General features: G+C 60.0%; 21 protein-coding genes. All 21 read right to left on the bottom strand.

The annotated features are described in order from the left end of the window. Position 1 precedes the first annotated feature (1 nt). The 21 genes from BMZ35_RS08380 to BMZ35_RS08480 all read right to left on the bottom strand — a co-directional run bounded on the left by BMZ35_RS08380 (position 2) and on the right by BMZ35_RS08480 (position 18,965). Positions 2 to 760 (bottom strand): biotin--[acetyl-CoA-carboxylase] ligase, encoded by a 759-nt coding sequence (locus tag BMZ35_RS08380; RefSeq protein ID WP_093092918.1) that lies wholly within the window; start codon positions 758 to 760, stop codon positions 2 to 4. A 100-nt stretch (positions 761 to 860) separates the two neighbouring features. Then, on the bottom strand, positions 861 to 2,300 hold the full coding sequence (gene nuoN, locus BMZ35_RS08385; protein WP_093092920.1) for an NADH-quinone oxidoreductase subunit NuoN: 1,440 nt from the start codon (positions 2,298 to 2,300) through the stop codon (positions 861 to 863). Between the two features lie 14 nt (positions 2,301 to 2,314). Beyond that, complete coding sequence (locus BMZ35_RS08390; protein ID WP_093092922.1) at positions 2,315 to 3,859, bottom strand: NADH-quinone oxidoreductase subunit M; 1,545 nt, start codon at positions 3,857 to 3,859, stop codon at positions 2,315 to 2,317. After that, positions 3,859 to 6,000 (bottom strand): NADH-quinone oxidoreductase subunit L, encoded by a 2,142-nt coding sequence (nuoL, locus tag BMZ35_RS08395; protein WP_093092924.1) that lies wholly within the window; start codon positions 5,998 to 6,000, stop codon positions 3,859 to 3,861. The genes BMZ35_RS08390 and nuoL overlap by 1 nt, the downstream gene beginning before the upstream one ends. A 6-nt stretch (positions 6,001 to 6,006) precedes the next feature. Beyond that, on the bottom strand, positions 6,007 to 6,312 hold the full coding sequence (gene nuoK, locus BMZ35_RS08400; protein WP_093092926.1) for an NADH-quinone oxidoreductase subunit NuoK: 306 nt from the start codon (positions 6,310 to 6,312) through the stop codon (positions 6,007 to 6,009). 125 nt (positions 6,313 to 6,437) lie between these two features. Further along, positions 6,438 to 7,046, bottom strand: a complete 609-nt coding sequence (locus tag BMZ35_RS08405) for an NADH-quinone oxidoreductase subunit J (protein ID WP_093092928.1) — start codon at positions 7,044 to 7,046, stop codon at positions 6,438 to 6,440. After that, on the bottom strand, positions 7,043 to 7,450 hold the full coding sequence (locus BMZ35_RS08410) for a carboxymuconolactone decarboxylase family protein (RefSeq protein ID WP_093092930.1): 408 nt from the start codon (positions 7,448 to 7,450) through the stop codon (positions 7,043 to 7,045). The genes BMZ35_RS08405 and BMZ35_RS08410 overlap by 4 nt, the downstream gene beginning before the upstream one ends. After that, the gene (gene nuoI, locus BMZ35_RS08415) at positions 7,447 to 7,941 is read right to left on the bottom strand and encodes an NADH-quinone oxidoreductase subunit NuoI (protein ID WP_093092932.1); all 495 of its coding nucleotides are present in this window, start codon (positions 7,939 to 7,941) and stop codon (positions 7,447 to 7,449) included. The genes BMZ35_RS08410 and nuoI overlap by 4 nt, the downstream gene beginning before the upstream one ends. A 1-nt stretch (position 7,942) precedes the next feature. Then, positions 7,943 to 8,983, bottom strand: coding sequence for an NADH-quinone oxidoreductase subunit NuoH (gene nuoH, locus BMZ35_RS08420; protein WP_093092934.1), 1,041 nt, complete (start codon positions 8,981 to 8,983; stop codon positions 7,943 to 7,945). A gap of 6 nt (positions 8,984 to 8,989) precedes the next feature. Then, entirely contained in the window at positions 8,990 to 9,406 is a 417-nt protein-coding gene (locus BMZ35_RS08425; protein ID WP_093092936.1) for a hypothetical protein, read from the bottom strand. Positions 9,407 to 9,414: 8 nt separating this feature from the next. Continuing rightward, positions 9,415 to 11,427: an NADH-quinone oxidoreductase subunit NuoG gene (gene nuoG / locus BMZ35_RS08430; protein WP_093092938.1), complete on the bottom strand. Its 2,013-nt coding sequence runs from the start codon at positions 11,425 to 11,427 to the stop codon at positions 9,415 to 9,417. 3 nt (positions 11,428 to 11,430) lie between these two features. After that, positions 11,431 to 11,841: a DUF5333 domain-containing protein gene (locus BMZ35_RS08435; RefSeq protein WP_093092940.1), complete on the bottom strand. Its 411-nt coding sequence runs from the start codon at positions 11,839 to 11,841 to the stop codon at positions 11,431 to 11,433. A 103-nt stretch (positions 11,842 to 11,944) separates the two neighbouring features. Next, positions 11,945 to 12,310, bottom strand: coding sequence for a hypothetical protein (locus BMZ35_RS08440; protein ID WP_093092942.1), 366 nt, complete (start codon positions 12,308 to 12,310; stop codon positions 11,945 to 11,947). Positions 12,311 to 12,314: 4 nt separating this feature from the next. After that, positions 12,315 to 13,610, bottom strand: coding sequence for an NADH-quinone oxidoreductase subunit NuoF (nuoF, locus tag BMZ35_RS08445; protein ID WP_093092944.1), 1,296 nt, complete (start codon positions 13,608 to 13,610; stop codon positions 12,315 to 12,317). Positions 13,611 to 13,614: 4 nt separating this feature from the next. Beyond that, entirely contained in the window at positions 13,615 to 13,842 is a 228-nt protein-coding gene (locus BMZ35_RS08450) for a DUF5337 domain-containing protein (RefSeq protein WP_093092946.1), read from the bottom strand. Between the two features lie 3 nt (positions 13,843 to 13,845). After that, positions 13,846 to 15,108, bottom strand: coding sequence for an NADH-quinone oxidoreductase subunit E (locus tag BMZ35_RS08455; protein WP_093092948.1), 1,263 nt, complete (start codon positions 15,106 to 15,108; stop codon positions 13,846 to 13,848). Continuing rightward, positions 15,108 to 16,331: an NADH-quinone oxidoreductase subunit D gene (locus BMZ35_RS08460; protein WP_093093327.1), complete on the bottom strand. Its 1,224-nt coding sequence runs from the start codon at positions 16,329 to 16,331 to the stop codon at positions 15,108 to 15,110. The genes BMZ35_RS08455 and BMZ35_RS08460 overlap by 1 nt, the downstream gene beginning before the upstream one ends. Beyond that, entirely contained in the window at positions 16,331 to 16,936 is a 606-nt protein-coding gene (locus tag BMZ35_RS08465; RefSeq protein WP_093092950.1) for an NADH-quinone oxidoreductase subunit C, read from the bottom strand. Before BMZ35_RS08465 ends, BMZ35_RS08460 begins: the two co-directional genes overlap by 1 nt. Next, on the bottom strand, positions 16,933 to 17,466 hold the full coding sequence (locus BMZ35_RS08470; RefSeq protein WP_278247135.1) for a NuoB/complex I 20 kDa subunit family protein: 534 nt from the start codon (positions 17,464 to 17,466) through the stop codon (positions 16,933 to 16,935). The genes BMZ35_RS08465 and BMZ35_RS08470 overlap by 4 nt, the downstream gene beginning before the upstream one ends. Next, on the bottom strand, positions 17,457 to 17,822 hold the full coding sequence (locus tag BMZ35_RS08475; RefSeq protein WP_093092952.1) for an NADH-quinone oxidoreductase subunit A: 366 nt from the start codon (positions 17,820 to 17,822) through the stop codon (positions 17,457 to 17,459). Before BMZ35_RS08475 ends, BMZ35_RS08470 begins: the two co-directional genes overlap by 10 nt. A gap of 363 nt (positions 17,823 to 18,185) precedes the next feature. Next, the gene (locus BMZ35_RS08480) at positions 18,186 to 18,965 is read right to left on the bottom strand and encodes a crotonase/enoyl-CoA hydratase family protein (RefSeq protein WP_093092954.1); all 780 of its coding nucleotides are present in this window, start codon (positions 18,963 to 18,965) and stop codon (positions 18,186 to 18,188) included. Positions 18,966 to 18,990 lie beyond the last annotated feature (25 nt).

The raw sequence follows: 18,990 nt of genomic DNA on the forward strand, positions 1-18,990 counted from the left end.
CCTAAAAATAGATTTCCGCCGCCGGGATGGCGACACGCCCTTGTGCGGTGTTCAACACCAGATTGCCTGACGAGTCCACCGTTTCAAAAACGCCCGTCGTTTCCTCACGCGACGTTCGCGCGGTGATCACTTCGCCCAGACGCGCTGCACGCGCCAGCCATGCCGTGCGGATCGGTTCAAACCCGAAGGTGCGGAACTGCGTCTCATAGCGGGCAAAGGCCGCCGCGACCAGGTCCAGAAACGCCTCCGGTGTGATCTCGGTGCCGGTCTCAGATAGAAGCGACACGGGTCGCGTGGCCCCGGCCTCGACCTCGCCAATCGCGGGGGCGTGTTTCAGGTTCACACCAATTCCGATTGCAACGTGGTTGACCGCGCCCCCGGCCATGCCAGCCGTTTCCAGAAGAATCCCGGCAACCTTGCCCCCATTCAGCAAAACATCATTGGGCCACTTGAGCGCAAAGGGCGTCTCGGTCTCGGCTGCCGCAGCAAAGGCGTCGTAAAGCGCAAGCGAGGCAATAAACGAACGCAGCGCCACCCGCTCCGGCGCCTCACCCGGCTGCAGAACCAGCGTCGCCGCGAAATTGCCCACGGGATCGGCCCAGGGGCGCCCCCGACGCCCCCGCCCTTGGGTCTGGCGCAATCCCAATATCCACTCCGGCCCTCTCAGCTCCGGCGCAATCCGCGCGGCTTCGGCATTGGTGCTGTCCACTTCGGCCAGAACACGCCGCCCATATCCTTCGGGCCAGTTCCCAGTCTCCATTTTGCCCCAAATACTCCCGCGCCGGAGGCGCTAAAAAACAAAGCGACGCGCCCCACTGGGGGCGCGTCTCAATTTGATCAGAGAGCGGTCAATCGCAAGGTCAGTTGACCAGCGCAACCGAGGCGGCCTGTGCAACACCTTCGATCCCGAAAAGGTTCACGACCCCCAGCAGCATCACGGCGGCAGAGACCATCAGGAACACGTACTGTACCGAGCTGCGCCCCTTGTCGAGCGCTTCGCCTTCTTCGCCGAAATACATGAAGTACACGATCCGCAGATAATAGAACGCGCCGATAACCGATGCGACCACACCAAGCACCGCAAGCCATGCCAACCCGGCTTCGTAAGCGGCTTTCAACACATAGAACTTACCAAAGAAACCCACCAGCGGCGGCACACCGGCCAGCGAGAACAGCAGAACCAGCATGGCCAGAGCCTTGGCCGGTTCGCGCTTGGCATACATGTTCAGCGCGGTGATGTCTGTCACCGGTTGCCCGTCCTTTTCCATGGACAGGATAAAGGCAAACGTCCCGATATTCATGGTCACGTAGATCGCCATGTAGACCAGCATCGCCTGCACGCCAAAGGCGGTGCCGGCGGCAAGACCCATCAGCGCATAACCCATATGCGCGATCGACGAATAGGCCATCAGGCGCTTGATATTGCGCTGCCCGATCGCAGCCACGGCGCCAAGGAACATGGACAACACCGACAGAAGCGCGATGATCTGCTGCCAGTCTCCGACCACACCGCCAAAGGCGTCGTGCAGCACGCGGGCCAAAAGACCCATCGCGGCGATTTTCGGCGCGGTGGCAAAAAAAGCTGTCACAGGAGTGGGCGACCCTTCGTACACGTCAGGCGTCCACATGTGGAACGGCACTGCCGACACTTTGAATGCCAGACCAGCGGTGACGAAAGTCAGACCAAAGAGCAGCCCCAGCGGCGTATGATCATGTCCCGCGGCCTCGATGACACCGGCAAAGTTGGTGGTTCCGGCAAAACCGTAAACCAGCGAAGAACCATAAAGCAGAAGGCCCGAGCTCAGCGCGCCCAGCACGAAGTATTTCATACCCGCTTCGGTCGATTTCACACTGTCACGGCGCAGCGAAGCCACCACGTAAAGCGCCAGCGACTGCAGTTCCAGCCCCATGTAAAGCGCCATCAGGTCTCCTGCCGAAACCATCACCATCATGCCGACTGCGGCCAGCGTGATCAGCATCGGGTATTCGAACCGCAGCATGCCGCGACGCGACATGTAGTCCTGCCCCATCACCAGCACCGCGGCGGCCGAGAACAGGATCGCGACTTTGGCAAACCGCGAGAAGCCGTCATCGTGGAACATGCCGTTGAAGGCGACGTTCTCGCCGGACCCGGTCATGCCGATCCATGCGCCCACCAGCACAAAGACAACCGCTGTCAGCCAGGTCAGCATCGGCGCAAGCTTGTCCTTGCCGGTGTAGACCGCAAAGACCAGAGCCAACATGGCATAAACCGCCAGCAGGATCTCCGGAAGGATGATATTCAGATCAGCCTGGATCATGTCTCAAGCTCTCCTTAGTGCGATGCCATCTGGTTGCCCGTGTGGGCATGGGCCAGAGCGGTTTCATAGTTGGAAATCAGGTTCTCGACCGAGGGACCGATGATGTCTGTCACCAGCGCCGGATAGACGCCGAGGATCAGGGTCATCGCCACCAGCGGCGCAAAGATCCACTTCTCGCGGGCGGTCATGTCCTTGATCGTCTTCAGGCTTTCCTTGATCAGGTCGCCGAACACGACACGGCGATACAGCCACAGCGCATAAGCCGCCGAGAAAATCACACCCGATGCCGCCACCAGCGCCACCCAGGTGTTGACCTGGAAGATGCCCATGAGCACGAGGAATTCACCGATAAAGCCCGAGGTACCCGGCAGGCCGACATTGGCCATGGTGAAGAACATGAAGATCAGCGCATAGGCCGGCATCCGGTTCACGAGGCCACCATAGGCGTCAATCTCGCGGGTGTGCATCCGGTCATAGATCACGCCAACGCAGAGGAAGAGCGCGCCCGAAATGAAGCCGTGGCTCAGCATCTGGAAAATCGCGCCGTCGATACCCTGCTGGTTCGCAGCAAAGATACCCATGGTCACATAGCCCATATGCGCCACCGACGAATAGGCGATCAGCTTCTTCATGTCTTCCTGAACAAGGGCCACCAGCGAGGTGTAGACAATTGCGATGGCCGACATCCAGAGAACCAGCGGCGTCAGGATTTCCGCGCCGATCGGGAACATCGGCAGGCTGAAGCGGAGGAAGCCGTAGCCCCCCATCTTCAAGAGGATCGCCGCCAGAACAACCGAACCTGCGGTCGGCGCCTGCACGTGGGCATCCGGCAACCAGGTGTGCACCGGCCACATCGGCATCTTCACCGCGAAGCTGGCAAAGAAGGCGAGGAACATCAGCGTCTGAAGACCACCGATCACCTGGAAGCCCAGAACATTCAGCGTCTCGGAAGCGAACGTGTGGTTCATCAGGGTCGGAATGTCCGTGGTCCCCGCGTCGACATACATGCCTACCATCGCAACCAGCATCAGCACCGAGCCGAGGAAGGTATAGAGGAAGAACTTGAACGAGGCGTAGATGCGCTCCTTGCCACCCCAGATACCGATGATCAGGAACATCGGGATCAGACCCGCTTCGAAGAACAGGTAGAACAGCACGAGATCCAGCGCCATGAACACGCCAAGCATCAGCGTTTCCAGAAGCAGGAAGGCGATCATGTATTCCTTGACGCGAGTGTTCACATCCCACGACGACCAGATCACCAGTGGCATCATGAACGTCGTCAGCATGACGAAGAGGATCGAGATACCGTCCACGCCCAGCTTGTATTTCAGCCCCATCAGCCAGTCGCGTTCTTCGACGAACTGCATACCGGTGTCAGAGGGATCGAACCCGGCCAGGACGAACAGCGACACCAGGAAGGTGATCACCGTCGCAACCAGCGCCACCCATTTGGCGTTGCGCTGCGCCGCGGCCTCTTCCCCGCGCAGGAAGATGGCGAGGATCGCCGCTGCCAGCGCAGGGATAAAGGTAACGAGAGAGAGCAGGCTATCGTTCATTAGTGCGCTCCTCCGCTGAGCGTCATCCAGGTGATGAGGGCAACGATGCCGATCACCATGGCAAAGGCGTATGTGAAGATGTAACCGGACTGCGCACGACCCGCGAGACGCGTGACCCAGGGAATAAAGCCCATCGCCACACCGTTGATCGACCCGTCAATGACTTTGCCATCGCCGCGCTTCCACAGGAAACGACCGATGGCAAAGGCGGGGCGCACGAACAGGAAGTCGTAGATTTCGTCAAAGTACCACTTGTTCAGCAGGAACAGGTAGAGCGGACGCTGGCTGGCCGCGGTCTTCGCCGGCATGGTCGGGTTCCAGATGTAGAACCACATCGCCACGATCAGGCCGATAACCATGGCCACGAAGGGGCTGACCTTGACCCATTTCGGGGCGTGGTGTGCCTCGTCCATGACGTGGTTGTCCGGCGCCATGAAGATCGCCCCCTTCGGCGCCTCGCCATGGCTGGCAACCGCGTGGTCATCCGCCTTCGCGTGATCATCCGCCTTGGCGTGATCGTCCGACGCTGCGTGATCATCCCCATGATCGTCTGCCTTCGCATGATCGTCGCCTTGTTCATCGCCATGCGCCGCATCAGCGGATACGTGATGATCCGGGATGCCAAAGAAGGCATTGACCTGCTCGTGCTTGCCGAAGAACGACCCGTACCAGATCATCCCTGCAAAGATCGATCCCATCGCCAGGACCCCCAGCGGGATCAACATGACTTTGGGGCTTTCATGTGCATGGTCATGCGTATGCTTGTTGCCACGCGCCTCGCCGAAGAAGGTGAGGAACATCAGGCGCCAGCTGTAGAAGCTGGTGAACAGCGCTGCCACGACCAGCATCCAGAAGGCATAGCCGCCCGCGGTGCCTGCATAGGCGCTCTCGATGATCGCGTCTTTCGACAGGAACCCGGCGAACCCAATCGTGGTCAGCGGGATGCCGACACCGGTGATGGCCAGCGTACCGATCATCATCGCCCAATAGGTATAGGGAATCTTCTTACGCAGGCCGCCATAGTTGCGCATGTCCTGCTCGTGATGCATCGCGTGGATCACCGAACCGGCGCCAAGGAAGAGCATCGCTTTGAAGAAGGCGTGCGTGAAGAGGTGGAACATGGCCGCCGAATAGACGCCCACACCGGCCGCCACGAACATGTAGCCCAGCTGGGACATTGTCGAATAGGCGATCACGCGTTTGATGTCGTTCTGCACCAGGCCGATGGTGGCCGCGACAAAGGCGGTCGAGGCTCCAAGGAAGGTGATGAATGCCGTAGCTTCGGGCGCGTATTCCATCAGCGGCGACATGCGGCAGACAAGGAACACACCCGCTGTCACCATGGTCGCGGCGTGGATCAGCGCCGATACCGGGGTCGGGCCTTCCATCGCATCCGGCAACCAGGTGTGCAGGAAGAGCTGCGCCGACTTACCCATCGCACCGATGAACAGCAGGAAGGCCAGAAGGTTCGCCGCGTTCCATTCGGTCCACAGGAAATGCAGCTGCGTGTCGGCCAGAGCCGGGGCCGCTGCAAAGATGTCGTCGAAATTGATGCTGTCGGTCAGGAAGAACAGGCCGAAGATGCCGAGGGCAAAGCCAAAGTCACCCACACGGTTGACCACGAAGGCCTTGATCGCGGCGGCGTTGGCCGAAGGTTTCTTGTAGTAGAACCCGATCAGCAGGTACGACGCAACGCCCACGCCTTCCCAGCCAAAGAACATCTGCACAAGGTTGTCAGACGTGACCAGCATCAACATGGCAAAGGTAAAGAACGACAAGTAGGCAAAGAAGCGCGCCTTGTAGTTCTCGCCCTCGCCCCAATGCTCGTCATGGGCCATGTAGCCGAACGAATAGAGGTGCACCAGCGCCGACACCGTTGTGACAACGATCAGCATGATCGCGGTCAGACGGTCCAGCCGGATCGACCATGCCGTGTCCAGCGTGCCTGATTGGATGAAATCAAGGATGTGGATGTGCTGGGTTTCGCTGCCCAGCCCAAGGAACACAACCCAGCTCAGGAAGCAGGACAGGAACAGAAGGCCGGTCGTGACCCACTGTGCGCCCCGCTCGCCGATGATGCGCCAGCCGAAGCCGCCGATCAGGCTGCCGAGAAGCGGCGCGAATAGGATGATCTTTTCCATGGTCGCTTAGCCTTTCATCACGTTGACGTCTTCGACCGCGATCGTGCCGCGGTTACGGAAGAACGAGACCAGGATCGCCAGGCCGATGGCCGCCTCTGCCGCCGCAACGGTCAGCACGAACAGGGTGAATACCTGTCCGACAAGGTCGCCAAGGAAGCTGGAGAAAGCCACCAGGTTGATATTGACCGAGAGCAGGATCAGCTCGATCGACATCAACAGGATGATCACGTTCTTCCGGTTCAGGAAGAGGCCGAATATGCCGATGACGAACAGCGTCGCCGCCACGCCCAGGTAATGTTCAAGTCCAATCATGTCGTCCCTCAGGGTTGCCCCGTTCGTCTTTCATTTTCATGCCCCGGATTTGATCCGGGACTTTTTGTTTACTTGGTCCCGCGGCGTTCCGCAGGCCCCGGATCAACTCCGGGTTGGACAGTGGCTCAGAGCCCCTGCCCCGGTTTGATGTCTTTCAGTTCCATCGACTTGGCCGGGTCGCGCCACATCTGCTCCAGCACGTTCTGGCGCTTGATGTCCTTGCGGTGGCGCAGCGTCAGAACGATGGCGCCGATCATGGCGACCAGCAGGATCAGACCGGCCAGTTGGAACAGAAGGAAATACTGGTCGTAGATGATCACACCAAGCGCGGCAGTGTTCTGCACGTCGGTCGGGGTGACGGCGGCACGCAGCGCCTCGGCCTGCTCCGATGCTTCCCAGACACCGAACACCATGCCCAGCTGCATCAGCAGCACCACACCGATCAGCAAGGCCAGCGGCATGTATTGCGCCATGCTGCCCTTGAGTTCGGCAAAATCGACATCCAGCATCATAACCACGAACAGAAACAGCACAGCGACCGCCCCCACGTAAACAATGATCAGGAGCATGGCGACGAATTCCGCGCCCAGCAGCACGAACAGCCCCGCCGAACTCAGGAATGCCAGAATGAGCCAGAGCACCGAATGCACCGGGTTCCGGCTGATGACGGTGAAAAGCCCGCCAGCAATCACGCAGATCGCAAACAGGTAAAATGCAATTGCCGCGACGGTCATGTGTCACTTCCCTCTTTATCCGCCAGAACATCCTGCGCCAGTTCCATGGCGCGGGTGCTGGCGGGAATGCCGGCGAACATCGACATCTGGCCGATGGTCTCGACGATTTCCTGTTTCGTTGCCCCCGCTTCCAGCAAATGCCGGACCGTGAGGCGGATTTGTGCGTCGGCCTGGGCACCCAGAACGGTGAGCGCCCCCAGCGTCAGCAGAAGACGGGTCTTGGCATCAAGCCCGTCTTTGTTGATCGTGTTGCCAAAGAACATCTCCATGACGTCCTTGGGCATGGTCGGCCACAGCGCCTCGAACCCTTTCGGGGTGAACGACTCAAGCGCAGGATTCATGGCCTTGGCCATTTCCTGGTATTGCGCGAACATCGCTTCGAATGGGTTCTTTGCGTCGGTCATCGGTACGGCGCGTCCAGTTCAAGGTTGCGGGCGATCTCGGCTTCCCAGCGTTCCCCGTTTTCCAGAAGCTTTGCCTTGTCATAGAAAAGCTCTTCGCGGGTTTCGGTGGCGAATTCGAAATTCGGACCTTCGACAATCGCGTCCACCGGGCAGGCTTCCTGACAGAAGCCGCAATAGATGCACTTGGTCATGTCGATGTCATAACGCGTGGTGCGGCGGCTGCCATCTTCGCGTGGTTCCGCGTCAATGGTGATCGCCTGCGCCGGACAGATCGCTTCGCAGAGTTTACACGCGATGCAGCGCTCTTCTCCGTTGGGATAGCGGCGCAGCGCATGTTCACCGCGGAAACGCGGGCTCAGCGGGCCTTTTTCGTGCGGATAGTTAATCGTGGCCTTGGGCTTGAAGAAGTACTTCATGCCCAGCTTGAACCCCAGGATGAAGTCCTTCAGCAGGAAAAAGCCAGCGGCACGTTTATAGTCGATTGCCGTCATATTAGCCTCCGATTGCCCAGCGGGCATAGGCGCCGCCGAAGAGTTCGAATTTTGCGAAGAACGCAACCAGCACAACCCAGATCAGCGACATGGGCAGGAAGACTTTCCAGCCAATGCGCATCAGCTGGTCATAGCGGTAGCGCGGTGCGATTGCCTTGACCATCGAGAACACGAAGAACACGAGGCAGATCTTGGCGAGCATCCAGACGATCCCGTCCGGCAGGCCCGGGATCGGCGACAGCCAACCACCAAGGAACAGAACCGACACCAGTGCACACATCAGAACGATGGCCACGTATTCGCCGATCATGAACAGCAGGAACGGAGTCGAGCTGTATTCCACCTGATAGCCCGCGACGAGTTCGGATTCCGCTTCGGGAAGGTCGAACGGCGGGCGGTTGGTTTCCGCCATGGCCGAGATCAGGAACAGGAACAGCATCGGGAAATGCGGCAACCAGTACCAGGAGAAGATGCCATAGGCCCCATCCTGTGCCCGCACAATGTCACCAAAGTTCATCGAGCCGGTCGAGATGATGATACCGATGATGATCAGACCGATCGACACCTCGTAAGAAATCATCTGTGCGGCAGAGCGCAGCGACCCGAGGAACGGGTATTTCGAGTTCGACGCCCAGCCGCCCATGATCACGCCGTAAACTTCGAGCGAGGACACCGCGAAGACATAGAGAATGGCAACGTTGATATCCGAAACGACCCAGCCGTCATTGAAAGGGATCACAGCCCAGGCGATCACCGCCATGACAAGGCTGATCATCGGCGCCAGCAGGAAGACAACCTTGTCCGCCCCCGCCGGATAGACGATTTCCTTCACGATGTACTTGATGAAGTCCGCAAAGGACTGCAACAGGCCGAAGGTGCCCACAACGTTGGGACCCCGGCGCAGCTGAACAGCGGCCCAGATCTTGCGGTCGGCATAAAGCAGGAAGGCCAGCGCCACCAGCAACGGCACGACGACCAAAAGCACCTGCCCCAGTGTGAGCAGGAAAATCCCGAGATAGGTGGTGGTAAAGAATTCAGTCATGGGTCCTCACACCGTGGGTATTCCGTTATCTTCGCAGCTCGAAACAATGACTTCTGCGTCAATCGTCCTGAGTCCACGCGGCAGGGCTGGCGAGATGGTGTAAACCGCATCCCCCCGCCAGACACCACCCTGAAAATCAACAGTTGTGCGCACATGCCGCGCAAAACCAAAGCCGCGGATCAGCGCATACTGGGCAGCAGCGCATTCCGCATATTCGTGAACGTCCTGATCATCCCGCGCGCCGGTCATCGACACGTGGAAATTCACCAGATCGCCCTCCAGGAGGCGGGTGTCCACCCCCTGGTAAACCGGTTCAAACACCACCTCGTCACGCGACACGCGCCCGTCCTGCGGCTTGGCGCAGGCCGACAACCCGGCGGTGGCCGCCAGGCAGATCATCGGGATGAGGACGCGGGGGTTCATCTGGTGTCTTACTCCGCCGCGATCTTCTGCTCGGCGCGCGCCTTGGCGTTCGCCGACAATTCCGCCATCAGCTCCGATGCGCGGGCAATCGGGTTGGTCAGGTAGAAATCGCTGATTGCGACCTTGAACGCACCTTTGCCAAGTTCCTTGACCTCCAGCGGCTCCCAGCCATTGTCGGGCACATGGTCGATCTGCGCGAGATGCGGAACCTCTGCAACAAGCGCCTGCCGCAACTGGGCGAGCGTGTCATAGGACAGCGTCGCATCAAGTTCCGCGCTCAGCGCACGCAGGATGGCCCAGTTTTCCTTGGCCTCGCCCGGCGCAAACCCGGCGCGCATCGCCAGTTGCGGGCGGCCTTCGGTGTTCACGAACAGACCGTTTTCTTCGGTATATGCGGCGGCAGGCAGGATCACGTCCGCACGGTGTGCGCCGCGATCACCATGGCTGCCCTGATAGATAACGAAGGCACCTTCGCCGATCTCGATCTCGTCCGCGCCGAGGTTATAGACGACTTCCGCACCTTCCAGCGCCACGTCCAAACCACCTTCAGCAACAGCGCCAACGTCCATCGCACCAACACGGCTCGCTGCGGTGTGCAACACCAGCATCTTGCCGCCCAGCTTCTCGGTCAGCGCCATCGCCTGCCCCAGAACCGCGATGCCGTCGCCTTCACAGATCGCGCCCTGCCCGACGATGACAATCGCATCGTCCTGCGCGGCAACTTCGGCTACCAGCTTGTTCAGCGGCATCCGACCCGGCCCGGCATAGGAATAATCATAGGTCAGGTCCATGCCCTTGGTGCCAAAAACAGTCACCTTGGCGCCCTTGGTCCAAGCCTTGCGAATCCGCGCGTTCAGAACCGGCGCTTCGACCCGCGGGTTGGACCCGACAAGGTAGATTTTTTTCGCAGTATCAATATCTTCGATGGAAGCGTTGCCAACATAAGCTGACCGATTGCCTGCCGGCAGAACCGCGCCATTGGTGCGGCATTCGATGTTGCCTTCGAGACCGTCAACAATCTGCTTCAAAGCGAACACGGCCTCAACCGGGGCAAGATCCCCTACCAGCGCGGCAACCTTCTTGCCCTTCATCGCGCCTGCAGCGGCGGCCAGAGCCTCGCCCCAGGTTGCGGGCTTCAGCTTTCCGTCGACACGCACGTAAGGCTTGTCCAGACGCTGGCGACGCAGGCCGTCCCAGACAAAGCGCGTCTTGTCCGAAATCCACTCTTCGTTCACGCCATCATGGTTGCGCGGCAGAATGCGCATCACTTCACGGCCCTTCGTGTCCACGCGGATGTTGCTGCCAAGCGCGTCCATCACGTCGATGGTTTCGGTCTTGGTCAACTCCCACGGGCGGGCAGTAAAGGCATAGGGTTTTGACGTCAGCGCGCCCACCGGGCACAGGTCGATGATGTTGCCCTGCAGGTTGCTGTCCAGCGTCTGGTTCAGATAGCTGGTGATTTCCGCATCTTCGCCCCGGCCGGTCTGGCCCATCTGGGTAATCCCGGCAACTTCGGTGGTGAAACGCACACAACGGGTACAGCTGATACAGCGGGTCATCGTGGTCGACACAAGCGGACCGAGGTTCAGGTCATCGACAGCGCGCTTGGCTTCCTTGAACCGCGTGTCAGACATGCCATAGGCCATGGCCTGATCCTGAAGGTCACACTCACCGCCCTGATCGCAGATCGGGCAATCCAGCGGGTGGTTGATGAGCATGAACTCCATCACACCTTCGCGGGCCTTCTTCACCATGGGCGAGTTGGTCTTGACCACCGGCGGCTGGCCTTCGGGGCCGGGGCGCAGGTCACGCACCTGCATGGCGCAGGACGCGGCGGGTTTGGGCGGACCGCCCACAACCTCGACCAGACACATGCGGCAGTTGCCCGCAATCGAGAGACGTTCGTGGTAGCAGAAACGCGGAATTTCCACGCCAGCCTCTTCACAGGCCTGGATCAGCGTCATTGCGCCGTCCACTTCCACTTCGGTCTCGTCGATGATGATCTTGCGTAGGTCAGACATGACTCAGTTCGCCCTCAAATACACGCCGATCGCGCTGTTTCGTTCGATTTCCGCGCGCCCCAGCGCACAGACTGCTTCTTGGTCGTCCAAAGAGACGCCCTTTGACTTCAACCAGGCATCCCCACGCGCACGCATGCGCGCCTTCTCGTCTTTCGAGCGGATGTAGGCTTTGATTTCTTGGTCACTGTAGCCAAGCTCACGCGCACGCCGTCCCAGAGTCCAGAGATCATTGATCCCCTTCAGCTTGCGGGCAGACAGGCCGTCGCATTCTTCAGCCAGAACATAAGCAACCAGTCCGTAATAGATCTGGTCGTCGATCTCGCGCACTTCGCGCAGCGGCGGTTTGGCAGAGGCAAAGCCTGCGCTGGTGGCAATGGCAGTTGCGATCACGATGGCGGTTGCAAACCGGGTCATGACGTCTCTCCTTTCAGACAGGCAGACAAAATGTCTGCGCTGGTCCAAATGGGGATTCGAGCCCCTGATAGGCAATAACACCCACGATATGCGCGCAAAGGGGTCATGGCCGGCAATACCCCTCAAGCGTGATCATGTCGTCGGCGGGCACGATATTCTCAGAATCCGGGCCAATCACCCAGTCCATCTTCGACGTCCCGTATTCCTTGATGCAGTACCGGATTGCCTCGTAACGGCCCGCTTCCTTGGCTGCGGCGATATCCTGAAACGCACGGCGCACTTCGACAATGAAGTGGTCACGCTCTTCCTTGGAAACCTTTTCGGCCTTGGACGCAAAATACTTGCCGTTGAACGAGATCTTGTCCTCTTTCCGCTTGCCACAAGCCGACAGCGCCAGCGCCGCGCCGAGCAACAGCACGACACCGCCGCGCGCGGTCGATTTGGCAAAGGAAGAAGAGACGACCGACATGTTCTTACTCCGCCGCCATCGCGCCCATGCGGCCCGTCTTCTGGGCCTTGATGCGGTCTTCGATCTCTTCACGGAAGTTGCGGATCAGACCCTGGATCGGCCAGGCCGCTGCGTCGCCAAGCGCACAGATCGTGTGGCCCTCGACCTGCTTGGTTACATCAAACAGCATGTCGATCTCTTCCAGCTCCGCCTCGCCCTTCACAAGACGATCCATCACGCGCATCATCCAGCCGGTGCCTTCACGGCACGGCGTACACTGGCCACAGCTTTCGTGCTTGTAGAACTTGCTGAGACGCCAGATCGCCTTGATCGGGTCCACGCTCTTGTCCATCACGATCACGGCCGCCGTCCCAAGCGACGATCCCACCTCGCGCAGCGCGTCGAAATCCATGACGGCGTCGCGCATGTTCTCACCGCGCACACAAGGAACAGACGAACCACCGGGGATCACGGCCAGAAGGTTATCCCAGCCGCCGCGGATTCCGCCGCAATGCTTCTCGATCAGTTCTTCAAAGCTGATCGACATCTCTTCTTCGACAACGCAGGGGTTGTTGACGTGGCCCGAGATGCCAAAAATCTTGGTGCCCGCATTGTTGGGGCGGCCAAAGCCCGCGAACCATTCCGGCCCACGGCGCAGGATGGTCGGCACAACAGCGATCGATTCCACGTTGTTCACCGTGGTCGGGCAACCATAAAGCCCCGCCCCCGCCGGGAACGGCGGCTTCATGCGCGGCATGCCCTTTTTGCCTTCAAGGCTTTCCAGAAGCGCGGTTTCTTCCCCACAAATATAGGCCCCTGCCCCGTGATGCAGGAACAGGTCGAAATCCCAGCCCGAACCCGCCGCGTTCTTGCCCAGCAATCCCGCGTCATAGGCTTCGTCAATCGCATTCTGCAGCGCTTCGCGCTCGCGGATGTATTCGCCGCGGATGTAGATATAGGACGTATGCGCGTTCATGGCGAAAGACGCGATCAGCGCCCCTTCGATCAGCGTATGCGGATCGTGACGCATGATTTCGCGGTCTTTACAGGTGCCGGGCTCGGATTCGTCGGCGTTGATCACAAGGTAGGCCGGTCGACCGTCGCTTTCCTTGGGCATGAACGACCATTTGAGACCCGTCGGGAAGCCCGCGCCGCCACGACCACGCAGACCCGAGGCCTTCATCTGGTCGATGATGGTATCCCGCCCGCGCTGGATGATCTCGGCCGTGCCGTCCCAATGGCCGCGCGCCTGCGCACCTTTGAGCGTACGGTCATGCATGCCGTAGAGGTTGGTAAAGATACGGTCCTGATCTTTGAGCATCCCGTTACCCTTTGCTTGCCTGACGCGCGCGCCAGATCTGATAGATGTTCACCAGCGCCCAAATCAGCGCGGCGATTGCGGCAAAGTCGAACAAAAGCGCGTAACGCCCCGGCAACCCAGCCATTTTTCCGACCCACTGAGCGCCCAGCCAGATCAGCATGGTCCCGGCGATGACGAGGGAAACCATGCGTCCCTTGCGTGCCAGTTGCTGATCGCTGTGCTCCGTGGTCATGCCTTAGTCCTCGTAGACGCCACCCTTGGTGACGCGTTTCGAAAACTCGGTTTCCCCACCTTCGGCCAGCGTTTTGGCCTGCTCGACCCAGCCGTCGCGCTCGATACGGCCCTTGAACGACAGCTTGTCGTCCATTTCGGCAATATCATCCGCGTTCCAGGCTGCGATCTGGGCAAATGTGGTCACACCAGCTTCATGCAGTTTCTTCTCCAGCGCCGGGCCAACGCCCTTGAGCTGTTTGAGATCATCCGGGCCCGTCGAGGCGGCGGGCGCAGCAGCGGCAGGTGCGGCTTCCGCCTTCCCTTCGTACTTCCACTCGCCCTTCTTCTCGGCCAGTTCTTTCTGACCGGCCAATTCCTTGGACGGCTTGATCACGGCTTCGCCGCCTTTATCCGCATCCACGTCATCGGCTTCGATCGGCTCGGGCTTGACCTCGGCCTCTTTCTTTTCCTGAACCGCGGCCTTCTTGGCGTCCTCTGCCTGTTTCACGGCCGGTTTCGGCGCAGGCGCTTCGGCAGGCGGGTTCGCAGCCGCAGCGCGACCGGCAACCGTGCCATCTTCACCAACCCAAGGTGTGCGCAGCGGCACTTCGGTCCCGTCGATCCGCTTGAGCGTGTCGCCGATGTCGGTCGCCAGCTGCGCGCTCGCATTATACTGCGTGCGCCCGCTGTCGTATTCCTTGAGGCTGGTCAGCCCCGAAAGCGGCTCAGAAGCATAACGACCATTCAGCGGACCCGGCGTCGGGACCTTGCCTGCGGCCATGTCGTCCAGAAGCTTTGCAAAGCTCTCGGCGGTCATGTCCTCGTAATAGTCCTTGCCGATCTGCGCCATCGGCGCGTTGGTGCAGGCCCCAAGGCATTCGACCTCTTCCCAGCTGAACTTGCCATCGGCGCTCAGCGTGTGGGGCTTTTCGGCGATCTTTTCCTTGCAGACCGCGATCAGGTCTTCGGCACCGCAGATCATGCACGAGAGCGTGCCGCAGATCTGGATATGTGCCACCGACCCGACGGGTTGCAGCTGGAACATGAAGTAGAACGACGCCACTTCCAAAACGCGGATATAGGCCATGCCCAGCATGTCCGCGACATATTCCAGAGCCGGCTTGGACAGCCAGCCTTCCTGCTCCTGTGCCCGCCACAGAAGCGGAATCACAGCGCTGGCCTGACGGCCTTCGGGATACTTGGTGATCTGCCCTTCGGCCCAGGCCTGGTTGGCCGGCGAAAAGGCAAAGCTTTCGGGTTGTTCGTGATACAGACGGCGCAGCATTAGCGGTCAATCTCCCCAAACACGATGTCGATCGTGCCGATGATGGCGGCGACGTCGGCCAGCTGGTGGCCGCAGGTGATGTGATCCAGCGATTGCAGGTGCATATAGCCCGGCGCGCGCATCTTGCAGCGATACGGACGGTTGGTGCCATCGCCCATGATATAGACGCCAAACTCACCCTTGGGCGCTTCCACGGCGGCATAGACCTCGCCTTCCGGCACGTGGAACCCTTCGGTGTAGAGTTTGAAGTGGTGGATCAGCGCTTCCATCGAGGTTTTCATGTCACCACGCTTGGGCGGAGTGATCTTGCCCCGTGCCATCACGTCGCCGGTGGCTTCGCGCAGCTTCACAATGGCCTGACGGATGATCGAGGTCGACTCGCGCATCTCGGCCAGACGCATCAGATAGCGGTCGTAGCAGTCGCCATTCTTGCCAACCGGGATCTTGAATTCGAACTCGTCATAGCACTCATAGGGCTGCGCACGACGCAGGTCCCAAGCCATGCCCGCCGAGCGCAGCATCACCCCGGAATAGCCATGTTCCAGAGCGGTATCGGCATCGACAATCGCGATATCCACGTTCCGCTGCTTGAACACGCGGTTCTCGGTCAGCAGGGTCTCGATGTCATCCAGAACCTGCGGGAACCCAAGCGCCCATTCCTCGATATCGTCGAGCAGCGCATCAGGCAGATCCTGATGCACACCGCCGGGGCGGAAATAGTTGGCGTGCAGACGCGCGCCACAGGCCCGCTCGTAGAAGATCATCAGCTTTTCGCGCTCTTCAAAGCCCCAGAGGTTCGGGGTCAGAGCGCCGACGTCCATCGCCTGCGAACAGACGTTCATCAGGTGGTTCAGGACGCGGCCGATCTCGCTGTAAAGCACACGGATCAGCTGACCACGGCGCGGCACTTCCACACCGGTCAGCTTTTCAATCGCAAGGCAATACGCATGTTCCTGGTTCATCGGCGCCACATAGTCGAGGCGATCCAGATACGGCAGGTTCTGCAGGTAGGTGCGGCTTTCCATCAACTTTTCGGTGCCGCGATGCAGCAGGCCGACATGTGGGTCGCAGCGCTCTACGATCTCGCCGTCCAGCTCCAGCACAAGACGCAGCACGCCGTGTGCCGCCGGGTGCTGAGGCCCGAAGTTGATGTTGAAGTTGCGGATTTTCTGTTCGCCGGCCAGCGCGTCGGTGCTGCCATCGTCAAACTTGGAGCCGTCCATCATTTCGCCCCCTCTTTCTCGTCACCCGGAAGGATGTATTCCGCGCCTTCCCATGGGGACATAAAGTCAAACTGGCGGTAATCCTGCGGCAGCTGTACCGGTTCATAGACAACGCGCTTCTGCACCTCGTCGTAACGCACTTCGGTATAGCCGGTCGTCGGGAAGTCCTTGCGCAGCGGATGTCCACGGAAACCGTAATCGGTCAGCAGACGGCGCAGGTCCGGGTGATCGCTGAAGATGATCCCGAACATGTCAAAGGTCTCACGCTCCGGCCAGTTGGCGCAGGGGTGGATCTCGGTGATCGTCGGCACCATCTCGTCTTCGCGCACGGCCACCCGCAGGCGGATACGCGCGTTCTGTGTCATCGACAGCAGGTGATACACCACGGTGAACCGCTTGGGACGATCCGGAAAGTCCAGCGCGGTGATATCCACCAGCGTGGCAAACTTGCAGTTCGGATCGGCCTTCAGAAACTCGACGAACCCGGCAATGTTTGCCGGGGCCACGTCCACGTTCAACTCGCCAAAGCTGACATCCCAGCCCAGCACGCAGTCAGGGCGCTTCAGCTCGATATGGACGCCCAGTTCGTTCAGTGCTTCGCTCATCTCTCAATCGTCCCCGTGCGGCGGATTTTGCGTTGCAGCTGCATGATGCCATACATCAGAGCTTCGGCAGTCGGCGGGCAGCCCGGCACGTAGATGTCCACCGGAACGATCCGGTCACAGCCACGCACGACGCTGTAGGAGTAGTGATAGTAACCACCACCGTTGGCGCAGGAGCCCATCGAGATCACGTAACGCGGCTCGGGCATCTGGTCGTAAACCTTGCGCAGCGCCGGGGCCATCTTGTTGGTCAGAGTACCGGCCACGATCATCACGTCCGACTGACGCGGAGAGGCGCGCGGCGCAGTGCCGAAACGCTCGAGGTCATAGCGCGGCATGGAGGTGTGGATCATCTCCACCGCACAGCAGGCCAGACCAAAGGTCATCCAGTGCAAGCTGCCCGTGCGGCCCCAGTTGATCAGGTCCTCTGCCGTGGTCAGCAGGAAACCCTTGTCCTGCAACTCGGCGTTCAGCGCCTGGGTGGCAACCTCACGATCGGCGCCGGCCGTATTGGCTCCGGTCATCACTCCCATTCGAGGGCCCCTTTCTTCCATTCATACGCAAAGCCGATGGTCAGCACTGCGAGGAAAACCATCATCGACCAGAAGCCGACCATGGAGACGTCCTTGAACGCCACGGCCCAGGGAAACAGCATCGCGATTTCCAGGTCGAAAATGATGAACAGGATCGACACGAGGTAGAACCTCACGTCAAATTTCATGCGCGCGTCGTCGAAGGCATTGAAACCGCACTCGTAAGCACTCACCTTCTCAGGGTCGGGATTACGAACGGCAAGAACGACGGCTGCGAGGATGAAGACAAGACCGAGTGCAACGGCAACGGCCAAGAAGACGATAATTGGGAAGTATTCCCTGAGCATCTCTTCCACGGGGTAGCTCCTTTCATGCACGAAAATCACGTGCAGTCAGCTGGCTGTACAGACTAAGCGGGGTTTACCCCTGCCCCATGGCGGGGTCAACCGACCGAAAACACATTCAATTTTCTGATTTCAACAAGTTTTTCCTTTGTACACAAAGGTATGCACTCTCTGATCGCCCCCATGCGGCAATCGGTCGGCCCCCTTGAACAGGGGATCTTTCACGAATTCGTCATGATGCCCAGGATGATTCCTGATCCTGCAAAAAACCCATCAAATCAATCAGGATAACAATTGGCAAAGACAGGGCGCGCCCCAGCGACCCTGCCTCCAACCCTTTTTCGGTACCCGGCACATGGCCTTAACCGGTTGTTCTCAGGTCCAGCTCGGCTTTTCCTTGGCAAAAAACGCCCGGATGCCCTCGCGGGCTTCCTCGCCTTCCCAGCAGGCGACAAGTTCACCAATCGTATGGTCGATCACCGCGTCGTTGATCGGTGCGCCAAGCGTGCGGGTCAGCGCCTTGGCACGCGCCACGGCACCGGGGGCCACCGCAAGATAGGGTGCAATCTCCGCCTCAACCGCCGCATCAAGCGCGTCGGCAGGCACCACTTTCGACAGGATATCCAGCGCTGCCGCTTCCTCGGCCTTGAACAGGCGCGCTGACATGAACACCCGCCGCGCTTTGCCCTCGCCCATGCGCGCCACCACGTAGGGGCCGATGGTTGCGGGAATCAGCCCCAGACGCGTTTCGGTCAACCCCATCGTCAGGCTGTCCACGCCAATGGTCACGTCACAGACACAGGCCATGCCGACACCGCCCCCAAAGGCGTTGCCCTGCACCCGCCCGATCAGCGGCTTGGGCAGCGTATTGAGCGCCTGAAGCATCTCGGCCAACTTGCGCGCTTCCTTGCCGCGCGCCTCGGGCGCCAGGTCCCGCTGTTTCTGCATCCACCCCAGATCGCCCCCGGCGCAGAACGACTTGCCCGCCCCGGTCAGCACGACCACGCGCACGCTGTCATCCTTGGCCAACTGCTCGGCTGCCGCCTTCAGCTCGGTGAGCATTTCGCCGGACATGGCGTTATGCTTTTCAGGGCGGTTCAACATCAATGTCGCAACGCCGCGCGCATCGACCTCTACGGAAATCGTTTCAAACATACCCTCTCCTCTCGCGCCAAAATTC

It is taken from the genome of Shimia aestuarii (assembly GCF_900114635.1).
Classification (GTDB): domain Bacteria; phylum Pseudomonadota; class Alphaproteobacteria; order Rhodobacterales; family Rhodobacteraceae; genus Shimia; species Shimia aestuarii.

Excerpts from the sequence above, each read along its gene's own strand:
- BMZ35_RS08380 (WP_093092918.1), bottom strand. The coding sequence starts at position 760 with ATGGAGACTGGGAACTGGCCCGAAGGATATGGGCGGCGTGTTCTGGCC.
- nuoN (WP_093092920.1), bottom strand. The coding sequence starts at position 2,300 with ATGATCCAGGCTGATCTGAATATCATCCTTCCGGAGATCCTGCTGGCG.
- BMZ35_RS08390 (WP_093092922.1), bottom strand. The coding sequence starts at position 3,859 with ATGAACGATAGCCTGCTCTCTCTCGTTACCTTTATCCCTGCGCTGGCA.
- nuoL (WP_093092924.1), bottom strand. The coding sequence starts at position 6,000 with ATGGAAAAGATCATCCTATTCGCGCCGCTTCTCGGCAGCCTGATCGGC.
- nuoK (WP_093092926.1), bottom strand. The coding sequence starts at position 6,312 with ATGATTGGACTTGAACATTACCTGGGCGTGGCGGCGACGCTGTTCGTC.
- BMZ35_RS08405 (WP_093092928.1), bottom strand. The coding sequence starts at position 7,046 with ATGACCGTCGCGGCAATTGCATTTTACCTGTTTGCGATCTGCGTGATT.
- BMZ35_RS08410 (WP_093092930.1), bottom strand. The coding sequence starts at position 7,450 with ATGACCGACGCAAAGAACCCATTCGAAGCGATGTTCGCGCAATACCAG.
- nuoI (WP_093092932.1), bottom strand. The coding sequence starts at position 7,941 with ATGACGGCAATCGACTATAAACGTGCCGCTGGCTTTTTCCTGCTGAAG.
- nuoH (WP_093092934.1), bottom strand. The coding sequence starts at position 8,983 with ATGACTGAATTCTTTACCACCACCTATCTCGGGATTTTCCTGCTCACA.
- BMZ35_RS08425 (WP_093092936.1), bottom strand. The coding sequence starts at position 9,406 with ATGAACCCCCGCGTCCTCATCCCGATGATCTGCCTGGCGGCCACCGCC.
- nuoG (WP_093092938.1), bottom strand. The coding sequence starts at position 11,427 with ATGTCTGACCTACGCAAGATCATCATCGACGAGACCGAAGTGGAAGTG.
- BMZ35_RS08435 (WP_093092940.1), bottom strand. The coding sequence starts at position 11,841 with ATGACCCGGTTTGCAACCGCCATCGTGATCGCAACTGCCATTGCCACC.
- BMZ35_RS08440 (WP_093092942.1), bottom strand. The coding sequence starts at position 12,310 with ATGTCGGTCGTCTCTTCTTCCTTTGCCAAATCGACCGCGCGCGGCGGT.
- nuoF (WP_093092944.1), bottom strand. The coding sequence starts at position 13,610 with ATGCTCAAAGATCAGGACCGTATCTTTACCAACCTCTACGGCATGCAT.
- BMZ35_RS08450 (WP_093092946.1), bottom strand. The coding sequence starts at position 13,842 with ATGACCACGGAGCACAGCGATCAGCAACTGGCACGCAAGGGACGCATG.
- BMZ35_RS08455 (WP_093092948.1), bottom strand. The coding sequence starts at position 15,108 with ATGCTGCGCCGTCTGTATCACGAACAACCCGAAAGCTTTGCCTTTTCG.
- BMZ35_RS08460 (WP_093093327.1), bottom strand. The coding sequence starts at position 16,331 with ATGGACGGCTCCAAGTTTGACGATGGCAGCACCGACGCGCTGGCCGGC.
- BMZ35_RS08465 (WP_093092950.1), bottom strand. The coding sequence starts at position 16,936 with ATGAGCGAAGCACTGAACGAACTGGGCGTCCATATCGAGCTGAAGCGC.
- BMZ35_RS08470 (WP_278247135.1), bottom strand. The coding sequence starts at position 17,466 with ATGGGAGTGATGACCGGAGCCAATACGGCCGGCGCCGATCGTGAGGTT.
- BMZ35_RS08480 (WP_093092954.1), bottom strand. The coding sequence starts at position 18,965 with ATGTTTGAAACGATTTCCGTAGAGGTCGATGCGCGCGGCGTTGCGACA.